This is a genomic window from Mycobacterium sp. NGS67 (assembly GCF_059812185.1).
The window spans coordinates 1-14,499 of record NZ_JCALCF010000057.1 but is presented as its reverse complement, the minus strand read 5'-3'; the positions used below and the strand labels follow the sequence as shown (position 1 = coordinate 14,499).

The following is a 14,499-nucleotide window of genomic DNA, read 5'->3' as shown; positions in this document are numbered from 1 at the left end:
TCGCGTGCCGGGTCCACACCCACCGCCAGACCACGGTCGAGCTTGACGACGTGCACCGGCAGGGCGTGCAGGTAGGTCAGCGAATTGTATCCGGCGCCGAAATCGTCGAGCGCCACCCGCACACCGGTCGCGTTGAGCCGGGTGATCTGCGCCGCCGCGTCGGCGAGGTCGACGATCGGCACCGTCTCGGTGATCTCCACGACGAGGCGGCCCGGCGCGATTCGGTGGCGTTTGAGTGTCCGGTCCACGTGCTCTTCGAAGTCGGTGTTGCCCAGGCGCGCCGCGCCGATGTTGACATGGATGTCGACGTCCATCCCGGCCGCCTCGACTTCGGTGCACGCCAGTTCCAGCACCATCGCATCCAGGGCGGCACCGAGTCCCGCGGCTTCGGCGGCCGTGACGAACGTTTCGGGGGCGATGTCCATGCCGTTGGGTGCGGTCCACCTGGCCAGGGCCTCGACGGCAACCGGCGTTGCCTCCGGGAGCCGCACGATCGGCTGGTAGACGAGGCTGAATCCAGCGGGCACGCCCCCTTTGGCCTTGCGCAGTGCCGTCGGGAAATCCCCCGGTATGCCGGTCAACGGTTGGTAGATCACCGCGGTGTTCTTGCCGAGCCGTTTGCCGGCGTACATCGAGATGTCCGCTTGCCGCAACAGGTCGTCGGACGTCTGAGGTCCGTGCTCGGTGCCCGGGCGGACGAGACCCATGCTGGCCCGGACGCGGACCGAGGAACCGTGCAGGGGGAAGGGATCGCGCAGCGCGACCCGCAGTCGATGCCGGACCGTTTCGAGCTCCTCCACGCCTTCGTGGATCAATATCGCGAACTCGTCCCCGCCCACCCGGGCCAACGTGTCGCTGTCGGTGACACAACGTTTGAGTCGCTCGCCCACCGCGCACAGCAGTTCGTCACCGGCCGCATGTCCGAACCGGTCGTTGATCTCCTTGAAGTCGTCGAGGTCGACGAAAATGAGGACGAAACCGCCGCTGCGCATCGCCTCGTCGAGGCGGCGGGCGAACAAGAGCCGGTTGGGCAGGCCGGTCAGGGCGTCGTGATCCACCTGGTAGGCGAGACGGTGTTGCGCGACGTACAGGTGTTGAGTCAGTAGCCACTGCGCGCGCATCGCGATCACCTGACGGATGGCGACCAGCAGAACCATGAGCACCGTTACGCAGACCGCGAATGCGTCCAACCAGTGTCCGATGAGCACGTGGTAGGCGAAAAGCACGGCGATTCCGAGAAATCCGACGTAAGGCAGGATCAGCTTCGCCCAGTCAGTCCCCCGAACGACCTGATCAGCGTCCGGCTGCGGCGGATACTCGAGCATCGCGAACGCGATCATCACCGGGCCGAGGATCAATCCGATGGCGCCGAACAGCTCGCCGCCCTCGGCGCCGACCGACCGGAAGTAGGCGGTGACGCGATCCGAGGTCGCCATGGACACGACGCCGCCGGCCAGCAGCAGGTAGTTCACCCGATACGGGCGGTCGGGGTCATACACCATGGCGATCACCACCACTGCGCCCACGACCACGACCTCGGCCAACGCGAACCCCATCTCGACAGTCGCGCTGTCCGACCGGGCCAGTGCAGCCGACGACCCGGCACCGAAGCCGCCCATCGTGGCCAGGATCAAGAACGACAGACCGGCCACCACGCCGTCGATCAGACTCGTGGCGGGAGGGTGGCGCAGCAGCCCGTCGCGCCCGAACACCCTGCCGCTGTCGTATACCAGCAGGACAATCCCGGTGATCGCGAACACCGGCAGCAGCAAATGGGCGAGTATCCCCGGCGCCGGCGCGATGCGGCTCGACAGGGTGTTACCCGTCCACCAGAGGACCTGACCGAACAGCCACAATCCCACCCCGACGGCGTAGAGCAGTCGCCACCAGCGCGACAAGCCACTTGTGCGCGCCGCAGTCACGAGACCAGCGACGATCGCGGCCAGCCCCGTGCTCAGCTGAAGAAATGTCTCGCCGCGATGGGCGGCCGGTCCGCCCCACAGCGCCAAGGCGTTGACGACCGACAACAGCGTGACCGCGCCGAAGATGTAGAGGCGCAGTCGTGGATGTTCGGTCGACACCGGCCTCCCCTCCCTGTGACCTGCACCACGTTAAGCCATGGTATTTCCGGACATGAAGGTAGCTAATCGGCTGCGCGGATGGCACCGACTGCCGGTTACCGATCTTGTGTCAGGGCAAGAGTGACGGTCGGCCGGGTATGGGTGACGGTCGCGCCGGGTATGGGTGACGACGTGGCCGTCCACTATCTGCGTGGCAGATCGGCGCTGGCCGCTGTCCTGGTGGGCGTCATGCTGACCGCCGGATGCTCGGCCGAGTCCCCACCGTCCGCGACCGGGCCCGCGCCGCCTGCACCGGCATCCGCAAAGCTGATCTCTGCGCCCGTCGGCGTTCCCGCCTCTTTGGCGCAGGCACCGTTCGACCAACCGCGGCAGGCTCTGATCCCGGAGGGCTGGACGATCTCGGTATTGGCGCGGATCCCCAAAGCGCGGCTGGAAACCTGGACTCCCGACGGCGCTTTGCTGGTGTCGGTTCCGTCCAGCGGGCAGATCATCAAGCTGACACCGGGTGCGGCGCCGCAACAATCGACGCTGCTCGACGGTCTCGACCAACCGCATGGGATGGCGTTCGCGGGCTCAACGCTGTATGTCGCCGAAAGCGACCAGATCGATGCGTACGACTACATCGACGGACGGGCCGGCGACGGACGTACGGTGGTCGACGGTCTTCCCGACGCGCGCAGTCCCGATCTGCACGGTGCCTACGCGCACGCGCTGAAAAGCGTGGTCGTCGGTCGCGACGGTGCGGTCTACTTCTCGATCGGCTCGACGGCCAACATCTCTGCGCAGGACCGCACGGCGACACCGCCCAGGGCGACGATCATGCGGATCCCGCCGGACGGCGGCACTGCGCAGCCGTTCGCGACCGGGGTGCGCAACGGAACCGGTCTTGCTTTCGCGCCGGACGGTTCGTTGTGGACCGCTGTGAACAATCGCGACAACGCACCGGATCCGAATGGCAATGTCGATGTCGAGTACGTCAACGACCATCCACCGGAGTCGCTGGCACGCTTGACGCCCGGACGCGAATTGGGTTGGCCCTATTGCAATCCCGATGGAGGTCCCGCGAATTTGCGGTTTGTCCGCGACATGTCGACCAACAGGGACGGATCCGCGATGGACTGTTCGGGCTTGGCGCCGGTCGAGCAGAGCATGGGCGCTCATTCGGCCCCGCTCGGGCTGGCGTTCACCAGCGGCGTTCTGCCGCAACCATATTCGGATGGCGCCCTGGTCGGCATCCATGGCTCCTGGAACCGGCAGCCCCCGCGCGCACCCGAGGTTTCGTTCTTTCCCTGGCGCAACGGCACTCCCGGTGACCAGCAGACTCTGGTCGGTGGTTTCCAAGCGGGCGACGGATCCCGATGGGGGCGTCCGGTCGCCGCGGTAGTCGGACCGGACGGAGCCGTGTACGTCACGGACGACGCCGCGGGTGCGGTTTATCGGGTGGCCCCGCCGGGGCGGTAGGGATGTCTCGGTTACGGAGCCGCACTGACGAGCGACGCCAGCCGTGGATAGAGGATCGCCGGACCGAGCCACCGCGCAACGAACCGTCGTAGTGCGATCTCGTCACCCTGACGCTGCCCCGGATCGGTGAGCAGCGATTGCACAGTGCGCAGGGTCATTTCGGCAAGTTCACGCAGCGCGGCCGCGTCGAAGCCGTGCAGTTTCCAATCGACGTCCAGGCGGTCAAAGAGTGACAAGCAGAATGCGATCGCGGTATCGGAGCTCAGCGAGGTGACGGCTTCGCCCTCTTGCCGTCGGGTCAACAGGTTCTCCAGCTGCGGATCACCGGCGAGGTTCCCGACTCCGAACGAAATGCATTCGACCAGTGCCGTGACCGGGTCGTTGAGCCCTCTGGCGTGTTCTGCGACCTGGTCGATGAAGCCGTTGACCGCACGCATCGAACTGGCGATGAGCAGCGCGTCGGCATTGGGAAAGTACCGGTACACCGTCTGGCGAGTGACACCGAGCCGGCGGGCGACGTCGGCAAGGCGTAGCGCCGATCCGTTCTCGGCGACCTCTTCGTCCACCGCAGTCAGAATTCGGGAGATCGCTTCCTCGTCCGAAGTGGGCGTCAAACCCGCCCAGCCACGACTACGCATCCGCCGTCACAAGCCTTTCACTGGTGAATTCGATCGGAAGTGTTGTGGGACCGGTCATTCCCAGCAGGGGTTTCCACGGTGCCGGTCCGGCGCGATGAACGACGGAGAGGCGGCGGGTGAGGACTATGAGCGCTTCCGCCAGTTCCCGGCGTGCGAGGTTCGCCCCGAGGCAGTAGTGCGCGCCACCGCCGAAGGTCAGGATCGCAGGTACGTCCTTGCGCGCGATGTCGAAGCGGTCAGCATCGGCATAGATCGCTGGATCGCGGTTGGCCGCAAAGGTATTCACGAGTACGAAGGTTCCTGCCGGAAACATGTACCCGCCGAACTCGGCATCGCAAGTCGCGGCCCGCGGGACGATACTTCCCGCCGGGGAATGGCGCATGCTCTCCTCGACCGCCTGCATCGCGAGTTCTGGCTGGTCGCGCAGCTTCGCCCACTGATCTGGATGCTCGCAGAGCACCTGCACGGACGCAGCCAGTTGGTTCCGCGTCGTGTCGGTTCCCGCCATCAGGAAACCCGCCACCATACCTCGCAGTTCGTCCAGATTGAGGCGGTCGCCGTCGCTTTCGGCGCGTATGAGTTCGGAGAGCAGATCATCGGTCAGATTGTGTCGGCGGGCCGCCACCATGTCGTCGACGTAGGCGTCGAGTTCATTCCATGCGCGCATGATCGCGGCCTGATCGAAGGTGGCGTCCGGCTGGAAGTTGAGGGCCTTGAAGACCTCTTCGGTCCAGTCCGCGAACAGGTGCCAATCCTCGCGGGGCGCTCCGGTCAGCGCACACATGATCGGAGTGGGGTATGGACGGGCGATGTCGGTCACCACGTCACACCGTCCGGCGTCCACCACCCGGTCGATCAACCCGTTCACCACTTCATGGATCGTGTCCTGAAGGCGTGATGTCGCGCGCGGAGTGAACGCCTTGGAAACCAGTTTGCGTAACCGGACATGTGGTGGGCCGTCCAAACCGAGCAGGCTGTTGGCCATCTTGTCGTACAGCGGACCTGACGTGATGCCCTGGGAGGCCAGGGTGATGCCGGGCGGCAGGCGAAATCTGTTGTCGCGCATGATGTCGCGAGCCAGTTCGTAGGACAGAATTTCCGGGCCGAGGGGTCCGATGGCGATGGGCGCACGCGATTGCGCCGATCGAACATCCTCGAGGATGTCGTGCGGAGTGGCATCAAGGGTGTAATCGAATGTCGGGAGACCGGCTTCGAAGACATTGGGAGCGGTGCTCTGCATGGATGTCTCAACTTCCGCGGGATGGACATGTTCTGCTTGAATGTATGACCAGTGTCCCGGTTCGGTCAATCGTGGTCGCCGAATTGGCTGCTTATGGGCGGTGCTGGCCGCTCTGGTCATACGTTCTACGCAGCAACGTCCGATGGCCTGGGAGGCGATAAGTCCGACTTATCAGTCCTAACTCGGACTAGCGCTATAGCTAGTCCGAGTTAGGAGAGGGCGATGGCGGATCCATGGCCACGACACACCGCACAGCGCCGTCCGTGGGTACAGACTCAACGAGGCGGCACCCGCGAGGACAGGACACTTCGTTACCTCGAGGTGTCACTTCCCCCCTTCATCGCCGACCTCGAGGTCGACATCAACGCAGATATCGCTGTCGAGCTCGAGATTGCGATGGTCGAAATTTCTCGGCTCGACAGCGCGCACGGAGCCGACCTAGCAGCGCTGAACACTCTCCTACTACGAACGGAATCGGTAGCGTCCTCCAAAATTGAACGCATCGAGGCAAGTTTGGACGACTACGCGCGCGCACTCCACGGCAGCAGAGGCAACGCGAGCGCCGTCTCGATGGTTGCGGCGACCACGGCCCTAGACACAATGATCGCCAGCGTCGGGCACCACGCGCCGGTAGAGACAGCCGTGATCCTGCGAGCACACGAGGCGCTGATGCGAAACGACCCGCTAGTGGGACCGGAAGCAGGTCGGATAAGAACCGTCCAAAACTGGATCGGCGGAAGCGATTACTCGCCCCGAGACGCGCTATACGTTCCACCCCCGCCCGACACGGTTCAGACGTACCTGGAAGACCTCGTGATGTTCGCGAACAGGACCGACATGCCCGTCCTGATTCAAGCGGCAATAGCGCATGCACAGTTCGAATCAATCCACCCCTTCACCGATGGAAACGGCCGCATCGGCCGGGCACTCGTCAACACCATCCTTCGGAGAAGAGGAGCGACGACACGTCTGGTCGTCCCACTGGCATCGGCGCTCGTAGCTCACCGCGATCGCTACTTCGAGGCGCTCAACACCTACCGCGCCGGTGACCTACGCCCACTGATAACCACCTTCGTCAACGCGGCAAAGATTGCGGCGGCCGAATCACGCACGACTACACAACGTTTGGCGGAGATGCCCGCAGACTGGCAGAACATGGTCGGAGCAGTCAGGCGCAACAGTGCCACTGCCAAACTGCTGCTGTTACTGCCATCGAACCCGATCATTTCGTCCAACGATGTCGCATCGCTGATCGACGCACCTCGGAGTAGCGTGTTCGCCGCAATCGATCGACTGCAGGCCGCCGGCGTCCTGCGCGCTCTTACTGACCGCAAGCGCGACCAGGTTTGGGGCGCAAGTCGCGTGCTCGACGAGCTGGACGACCTTGGACGCAGAATAGAGCGAGCCAGCACATAGCCGAGATCTATCCGGCGCTCGTTGAATCAGGTTGTGAGAGAAAGTGCTTGGTATCTCAGCCACAAACTACGATCACGGCATCGCCTGCGAGAAACGGTGATTCTCTGCGACCTTCCCTGCGTAATGCCGTATCGTACTGCGGTTCAAGGTTAAAGGCGGTGCTTACAGCTCCCTCTACCTTCGATGCTCAGTGGCGGCGCAAAATCCCGAACCCCTCGCGGCATCCCTGCGTGTAGTCCGTGACACCCAAAGTCATCGGCCGTGCGCGTAACCGGATGGAGAAATGTGGAGGTATCACAGCTGCGGTCACGGGAAGGCCGCTCTCGCTCATCCGGTGCGCAGACGACCACCACCGAGCCCGCCTCGCAGTGTCGCGGTCCGGATGCGCGAGAAGCACAACTGCAGTCAGTATCCGTAACTCGCGAATGGGTTCAGGATCTGCTTGTGCCACAGCAGGTTTCGCTGACCCTTCGTCAGCCTGGCCACGTCGGCCACCTCATCCCAGTCGCGCTCGATGATGGTGACCTGCTCGTCGATGACGTCACGAGCCTCTGCTGCCGTCAGGCCGTACACCGGAGCGGCGGCCACGCACGCGGCGAATGAACTGTCGCGCGTCCCATCGCGGTCGAAGGCCATCGCCTGCGCCGCGGTCTCACCGGACCGGATCTGCGGGCACAGGTCGTAGGCGGGCGTCAACTCAAGTGCGTAGCCGTCCCAGAACGCGGCGTGGTTCCGAGCGTGATCATCGTTGTTGCCGACCGCCACGTTGAACACGAGCCGATCGAACAGCCGCCGGCCGACACCCGGGTCGGTCCCCATGCGGCGCAGCACGTCCAACAGATCCGGGTAGGTGGCGTAGCGCCCCTCTATCTCGTCGAGCCCGAGCATGGTGAGTCCCGAAACAACGATGCGCCGACCGCCTCCCGGCGGCCTGTCGAACCGCTCAATGACAAGCACGTCGCGTCCGAGGGAGGATGTGACGAACGAACTGGTCGTGTCGATTCCAACACGCCGTGCGAACTCCAAGGCGAGCGCCTCCGCGCCGACCACTGGGTACGGATCTGAGGCCGCGGAGAACTTGGCGATGTGCGAGACGCCTCCGACGTCGATCAGCGCCTTAGGCCGGGCACCGCCGATCGAGGTGCCCCGCACCAATGCCGCGCCGAGATCATCGGAGAGATCGCGTCCCTCCTGCAGGGCATCGGCCGCGGCGTGCAGCTCATCGAGAGTCGCCGAGGTGCCTCGCGACACGTACACCTCGGGGCTTTCCTGAAAGTCCAGTCCGCCGATCCGGTTCGATCCTGACTCCAGAAAGTAGGTGATCTGATCGAGGTCACCAGGGTCAGCATCTTTGCCTTTGGCACGGTATATACGCTCGAGGATGACGCGCTGGCCCCAAGAGTCAGGGCCGGCGTCGCGCAGTACCGAAGCGATCGCCATATTGGGCTGAGGTGCCTGCCACCCGGCGCGCAACGGGAGCTCCGGCGTGTACAGGCTGATTGCCTCGGGGCGCTCGAGGTAGCTGCGGCCGTAGCCGAACACGAACCTGTGGCCGTGACGTTGGTAATGCACCCGTCCGGCCACCACCGGGTCGGCGTGCCCGGGGAGCCACACCCACACGAATGCGTCGCGGGGCACGGAGGCGCTGCGATCAGAAGTTGAGCGCGTCACGGCCACCATCCACTGCGGTTGCTCGTGGCTGGTACTCGCGAGACGGGATCAGTGCGACGCGTTCCTCACCACGCCGACGCATCCGTGCGAGTTCGTCGTCATCGGCGCCCCACAGTGGAACGCCTAGGATCGTGGCCGCACTGAACACGCTGCCGATAGCCACGCCAGGGGCGCCGCGTTCCATAGCGGTGATGGTGCGCGGCCCTACACCGACACGCTCCCCGAGATTCTCGGCGGTCCAGTTCCGCTGGTGCCGCGCGAGGCGAATCTGAGATCCAAGGACCGCGAGAGCATCCATTGCGGCACGGTTCGGAGCAATCACTCGCCTGGCCATCGGATCACCTACCTTAAAATGACTATAGCGCTACTATAGTGTCATTTTATAGTTGCTTGGTTCCTGCAACCGGGGTCGCTCTATGGAATGCGGCGAGGCGAGATCGCCAGTCTGCGTCGGTCGTGCGTCAACCTGACCGAAAAGCCCATCGGTCAGGGAAAGGACACGATTCCTGCGCGCTCGGTGCGGATCGACGAAAACGCGTGGCCGTCGGTAGGCAGATCGAGTCCGGAACTCCTGAGTCCAGAGCTAGCCATCCCGCACCACGTTTGAACTGCACTTTCCAGTGCCCCCAGTCGGACTCGAACCGACACTGGGCGGATTTTAAGTCCGCTGCCTCTGCCAATTGGGCTATGGGGGCTCGGCGGCGAATCTAGCTTCCAGACCGCCAAGTCCGGACCATTCTGCCGCCATCAGACCCAACGTGCGCCACCGCGTCGTCTTGCGTATGATCGCGCGCCGCGCCCGGATAGGTGGGACATGGGCCACGAGGCCAGATGACAGGCCCGTATCACCCGCCAGAGCCTTGTTAAAACAACGAACGCCAGCGTTAAGAAGCCGTAAACGTCCGTCACCCCACCCCTTTTCGCGGCAACTGTGGAGTCGTGAGCTGGCTAGCGTTACGCCAACGCACAGCAGCCGTTACGCAAACATTCAGGGTCGGTACCGGGGAGTTAAGGCCGGCCATGTTTCGAAAACAAGGAGCAGAAAATGTCGTTCTTGACAGCGGTACCCGCGGAACTGGCAGCCGCAGCTGCCCAGTTGGGAGCCATCGGTAGCGCATTGGCGGCGCAGAACGCGGGTGCTGCCACGCCGACCACCGCCATCGCTCCGGCCGCCGCAGACCAGGTCTCCATCATTCAATCCGGAATCTTCACCGCTTACGGCGCCCTCTATCAGCAGATCGCCGCCGAGGCTCAGGCGATCCAAGAGCAGTTCGTGCAGACTCTGGGACTCAGCAGCGGCACCTACGAGGCATCCGAGGACGCGAACGCGGCCGCGGCCGTGTTGGCCGACGGCGTGGGCTCCGCGGCGGCTGCCCCCGCGGCCTCTTCCCCGGTGACCAACGCCATCGACAACCTGGCCATCCTGCTCGGTGGCCCCGTCACCAGCTTCGGCGACCAGCCGTTCAGCCTGTCGGGAAACATGGCCAACGTCATGAACTACGAGATCGGCAACTTCGCCTCAGCCTCGTCGAACATGCTGGGTCTGACCAGCGGCGGCCTCCTCCCCGAGGGATTCGGTGCCCCCGCGGACATCGCCGCCGACGCCGCCATCGAGGGCGCGGCCATCGAAGGTGGCCTGACCGGCGCGGCCATGGGACCGGTCTCGGCCGGCGTCGGCACCTCCACGCTGGTCGGCTCGATGTCGGTACCGCCGAGCTGGGCCGCCGGGACCACCCTGGTGTCGAGTTCGACCACCGGTGCCCTGTCCGGGGCCGGCTGGACCACCGCCGCGCCGGCCACGACGGCGAACGGGTTCTACCCCGGGATGCCCGGCGTCGCGTCGGCCGCACGCAACAGCTCCGGATTCGGTGCGCCGCGCTACGGCGTCAAGCCCATCGTCATGCCGAAGCCGGTGAGCGTCTGAGCGCCGACGCGATCGATCCCCACGTAGCCACCTATCGGAATTAAGCCAACAGGAACGGGATAGCAATGTCTTTCGTCGGATTTCCCCCGGAAGTCAACTCCGGACTCATGTACGCCGGCGCCGGCGCCGGACCGCTGATGGCGGCCGCGACCGCCTGGAACAACCTGGCCGCCGAGCTGAGCGCCACTGCGGCCCAGTACGAGTCGATCATCACGTCGCTGACCACCGAACAGTGGACGGGCGGCGGATCGGCGGCAGCAGCGGCCGCAGCCCAGCCCTATGTGGCGTGGCTGGCCTCGACAGCCGCGGCTGCCGAACAGGCGGGCATCCAGGCCACGGCGTCGGCCGCCGCCTACGAAGCGGCCTTCACGGCCACGGTGCCCCCGGCGGTGATCGCGGCCAACCGAGCGCTGCTGGCCGCCCTCGTCGCGACGAACTTCCTGGGCATCAACACCCCTGCCATCATGGCCACCGAGGCCCAGTACCTGGAGATGTGGGTTCAGGACGTCATCGCGATGACGACCTACCAGGCCAGCGCGGCGGTCGCCGGGATTCTCGACCCGATGACCCCGTTGGCACCGGAAACCAACCCCGGTGGTGCGGGGGCCCAAGCCGCGGCCGTCGCCGCTGCCCAGGCGGTGGGACCCGCCGCTTCCCTCGGTGACGTCGTCACTGGCCTGCAGAGCGAGCTGGGCAACCTCGCGCTCGGCACGTCGTCCATCGGTACCGGACTGTTCAACGCGCTCCCGGTCCCCGTCCAGGAATTGCTGACCTCGCTGGACGGCCTGCTGGGTACCCCGCTGATCTTCAACGGCATCCAGCAGATCGGTGTCACGGCATCGTGGTTCATGTTCGCCGCCATCCCCAACGGCATCTTCGCCGCCCACACCATCGACGCCAACATCGCTGCCGCGGCGGCCGAGGCCGTGGAAGCCACCGCAGCCCCCGCTGCCGCGGCGGCCGCCGGACTGACCGGCGCGGCTGAAGCGGCCGGCGGCGCAGCCATGGGCGAGGCAGCTCTGGTCGGCAGCCTGTCGGTGCCTGCCAGCTGGGCGGGTGCGGCTCCGCTGGCGGAAACAGCCGGAACCGCGCTCGCGGGCAGCGGCTGGACGGTCGCCGAGGAAGCCGCTGCGCCGGGAATGATGGCCGGAATGCCCGGCATGGCCGCGGCCGCCAAGGGCGCCGGTGCCGCCGCCGGCCCGCGCTACGGCGTCCGGCCGATCGTCATGCCCAAACAGGTGGTCGTGTAACGGTTCGGCGGCTGCCAGGTCGCCCACCAGGTCCGCAACCAACAGCGTGGCCGCGCACCGAAAAGGTGTGCGGCCACGCCGCTTTGCCCGGTTTGGTTGACGAGATCGTAAGTTTGCCCGACCCCGGATGTACCGCCGGCTCCCGACGACGGCACGGCAAAAAGGCGAGGCCATCGGCAGCCTCGGCGCGGGCTCTACCGCCCGTGGACGCGCAACGCGCCGCCAGCCCGTCGGCAACCGTCCCCGCACCGTATTCGACGCATTCGCCACCGGTTTTGGGACCGCGCCCGTTCACTATCACCGACCCGTCGGACACCGTCCATCCCGCTTGGTCCCGGTAGTCAACACCCTTGTATCACAGCATTTTTGATCTAGCTGCAACGCCACGCACCCGGCACCGATGCACGTCCGACTCATAGGCAGAAGACCGTCCGTCGGCAATTGATGGCATCATGACATTTGAGAAGTCTATGAAGACAGTGACAACAACATATGTGGTTGAAAGAATGCTCCAATATGACAGCGATGACGGGATACGGGCGCGGGCAGCGTCCGCGCCAAGCGATTCTTGGGCAGCTGCCGCGGATTAACCGGGCTGACGGTTCACCCATCCGAGTGTTGCTGGTAGACGACGAACCGGCCTTGACCAACCTGGTCAAGATGGCGCTGCACTACGAGGGCTGGGACGTCGAGATCGCGCACAACGGGCGCGAGGCGATCGCCAAGTTCGACAAAATCAGCCCCGATGTGCTGGTCCTGGACATCATGCTGCCCGACGTGGACGGCCTGCAGATTCTGCAGCGGGTGCGGGAATCAGACTCCTACACACCCACGCTGTTCCTCACCGCCCGTGACTCGGTGATGGACCGGGTGACGGGCCTGACCGCCGGCGCCGACGACTACATGACCAAGCCGTTCAGCCTGGAGGAGCTGGTCGCCCGACTGCGTGGGTTGCTGCGCCGCTCCAGCCATCTGGCGCCCCCCGCCGACGAATCACTCAAGGTCGGCGACCTCAAATTGGACGCGGCCAGCCGGGAGGTGACCCGGGGCGGCACCCCGATGTCGCTGTCTTCGACCGAGTTCGAACTGCTCCGCTTCCTGATGCGCAATCCGCGGCGCGCTCTGAGCCGCACCGAGATCCTCGACCGGGTGTGGAACTACGACTTCGCCGGCCGCACCAGCATCGTCGACCTGTACATTTCCTACTTGAGGAAGAAGATCGACGCAGACAGAGAGCCGATGATCCACACCGTGCGTGGAATTGGATACATGCTCCGACCCCCCGAATGAGTTCGGCATGACGGGGGATCGCTACACCCCGCGGTTCTTTCCCCGTTCCCTTCGCCGCCAGCTGTTGCTCGGCGTCTTGAGCGTCGTGACGGTGGTGCTGGTGGCCGTCGGCGCGGTCTCGGTGCTGACCCTGCGCGGTTATGTCACCGCGATGAACGACGCCGAAGTCGCCGAATCCATGCATGCCCTCACCCATGCGTACGCCAGGTACCGCAACGGGGAACACACGTCGGTACACACCGGCATACCGCCGGTGTCGCAGGCGCTGCTCGAGTTCACCGGACAAACCCCGGGGAACATGATCGCGGTGCTGCGCGACGGCAAAGTCATCGGTTCCGCCGTCTTCTCCGAGGACGAGCCACGGCCGGCGCCACCCGACGTCATCCAGGCGATCGAATCGCAGTCCTGGTCCGACGGCGCGTCCCGAATCGAGACGCTGGGCAGTCTCGGACCCCATCAGGTCGACAGCCGCACCGCCGGCGCCGACCGCCTGGTGGTCGGGGTTTCACTGAGCATCGCCGACCACATCATCGCCCGTAAGCAGCTCACCACCACCGCGCTGGTCGCGACCGCGATTCTGATCACCGCCGCGCTGACGGCGTGGGTGGTGGGCTACGCACTTCGCCCGTTGAGCCGGGTTGCTGCCACCGCCGCCGAGGTGGCCGCGATGCCCCTCGCGCACGATGACCACCAGATCCGGGTGCGGGTGCGACCCGAGGACACCGACCCGGACAACGAGGTGGGAATCGTCGGGCACACCCTGAACAAGTTGCTGGACAACGTCGACAGCGCGCTGGCGCATCGCGTCGAATCCGATTTGCGCATGCGGCAATTCATCACCGACGCCAGCCACGAGTTGCGCACACCGCTGGCGGCCATTCAGGGTTACGCAGAACTCACCCGACAAGACAGTTCGGCCCTGCCGCCGACCACCGAATACGCGCTGGCGCGCATCGAGTCCGAGGCGCGACGGATGGCGTCACTGGTCGACGAACTGCTGCTGCTGTCCCGACTGGGCGAAGGCCAGGACCTGCAAACCGAGGATCTTGACTTCGCCGACCTGGTGATCAACGCGGTGAACGACGTTGCCGTGGCCGCACCCACGCACCGGTGGGCCAAGGACCTGCCCGAAGAACCGGTGTGGGTCAACGGGGACCGTGCCCGGCTGCACCAGCTGCTCAGCAATCTGCTGACCAACGCGTGGGTGCACACTCCCCCCGATGTCACCGTCACGACGGGGATCACCTGTCACCACACCAGCACCGAAGGCATCGCCGGACCCTACGTGGAACTGACGGTTACCGACGACGGGCCCGACATCGACCCCGACGTTCTGCCCCACCTGTTCGAGCGCTTCGTTCGCGCCGACAAGTCGCGGTCCAACGGATCCGGCCACGGGCTGGGCCTGGCCATCGTCAACTCGATCGTCAAGGCACACGAAGGCACGGTGTCGGCCGAATCCGCCAATGGACTGACGGTGTTTCGGGTGCGGCTCCCCATGATCGACCCCGCCTCCGTCGCCTAGCCC

The 14,499-nt window shown here is 65.3% G+C and carries 11 protein-coding genes and 1 tRNA gene; 6 read left to right on the top strand and 6 right to left on the bottom strand.

What is annotated here, in order from left to right; genetic code table 11:
* Positions 1-2,081 (bottom strand): putative bifunctional diguanylate cyclase/phosphodiesterase (locus AC5Y4D_RS26835; protein ID WP_500038705.1); only part of this gene is annotated, 2,081 nt, incomplete at its 3' end.
* Between the two features lie 228 nt (positions 2,082-2,309).
* Here AC5Y4D_RS26835 and AC5Y4D_RS26830 point away from each other — a divergent pair.
* Complete coding sequence (locus tag AC5Y4D_RS26830; RefSeq protein ID WP_500038706.1) at positions 2,310-3,542, top strand: PQQ-dependent sugar dehydrogenase; 1,233 nt, start codon at positions 2,310-2,312, stop codon at positions 3,540-3,542.
* An 11-nt stretch (positions 3,543-3,553) separates the two neighbouring features.
* Here AC5Y4D_RS26830 and AC5Y4D_RS26825 read toward each other — a convergent pair whose 3' ends face one another.
* Both AC5Y4D_RS26825 and AC5Y4D_RS26820 read right to left on the bottom strand, forming a co-directional pair.
* Positions 3,554-4,180 (bottom strand): TetR/AcrR family transcriptional regulator, encoded by a 627-nt coding sequence (locus tag AC5Y4D_RS26825; protein ID WP_499946776.1) that lies wholly within the window; start codon positions 4,178-4,180, stop codon positions 3,554-3,556.
* Positions 4,173-5,420 (bottom strand): cytochrome P450, encoded by a 1,248-nt coding sequence (locus AC5Y4D_RS26820; protein WP_500038704.1) that lies wholly within the window; start codon positions 5,418-5,420, stop codon positions 4,173-4,175. Before AC5Y4D_RS26820 ends, AC5Y4D_RS26825 begins: the two co-directional genes overlap by 8 nt.
* A gap of 222 nt (positions 5,421-5,642) precedes the next feature.
* Here AC5Y4D_RS26820 and AC5Y4D_RS26815 point away from each other — a divergent pair, with 222 nt between their 5' ends.
* Positions 5,643-6,836, top strand: a complete 1,194-nt coding sequence (locus tag AC5Y4D_RS26815) for a Fic family protein (RefSeq protein WP_500038703.1) — start codon at positions 5,643-5,645, stop codon at positions 6,834-6,836.
* Positions 6,837-7,241: 405 nt separating this feature from the next.
* Here AC5Y4D_RS26815 and AC5Y4D_RS26810 read toward each other — a convergent pair whose 3' ends face one another.
* From AC5Y4D_RS26810 to AC5Y4D_RS26800, 3 genes are all read right to left on the bottom strand, one after another.
* The gene (locus AC5Y4D_RS26810) at positions 7,242-8,474 is read right to left on the bottom strand and encodes a type II toxin-antitoxin system HipA family toxin (RefSeq protein WP_500038702.1); all 1,233 of its coding nucleotides are present in this window, start codon (positions 8,472-8,474) and stop codon (positions 7,242-7,244) included.
* Positions 8,475-8,487: 13 nt separating this feature from the next.
* Positions 8,488-8,805 (bottom strand): helix-turn-helix domain-containing protein, encoded by a 318-nt coding sequence (locus AC5Y4D_RS26805; RefSeq protein ID WP_499947011.1) that lies wholly within the window; start codon positions 8,803-8,805, stop codon positions 8,488-8,490.
* Between the two features lie 323 nt (positions 8,806-9,128).
* Positions 9,129-9,202, bottom strand: a tRNA-Leu gene (locus AC5Y4D_RS26800).
* Between the two features lie 350 nt (positions 9,203-9,552).
* Between AC5Y4D_RS26800 and AC5Y4D_RS26795 the strand changes: the two genes are divergently transcribed.
* The 4 genes from AC5Y4D_RS26795 (at position 9,553) to AC5Y4D_RS26780 (ending at position 14,496) form a co-directional block, all read left to right on the top strand.
* Complete coding sequence (locus AC5Y4D_RS26795; protein WP_500038701.1) at positions 9,553-10,431, top strand: PPE family protein, SVP subgroup; 879 nt, start codon at positions 9,553-9,555, stop codon at positions 10,429-10,431.
* A gap of 65 nt (positions 10,432-10,496) precedes the next feature.
* A complete protein-coding gene (locus AC5Y4D_RS26790) occupies positions 10,497-11,681 on the top strand; it encodes a PPE family protein, SVP subgroup (protein WP_499947009.1) in 1,185 nt (394 codons plus the stop codon).
* Between the two features lie 516 nt (positions 11,682-12,197).
* Positions 12,198-12,971 carry a response regulator transcription factor gene (locus tag AC5Y4D_RS26785; RefSeq protein ID WP_499947008.1) on the top strand — a complete coding sequence of 258 codons (774 nt, stop codon included), beginning with the start codon at positions 12,198-12,200 and terminating at the stop codon, positions 12,969-12,971.
* Positions 12,972-12,978: 7 nt separating this feature from the next.
* Complete coding sequence (locus AC5Y4D_RS26780; RefSeq protein ID WP_500038700.1) at positions 12,979-14,496, top strand: sensor histidine kinase; 1,518 nt, start codon at positions 12,979-12,981, stop codon at positions 14,494-14,496.
* The last annotated feature ends 3 nt before the right edge of the window (positions 14,497-14,499 follow it).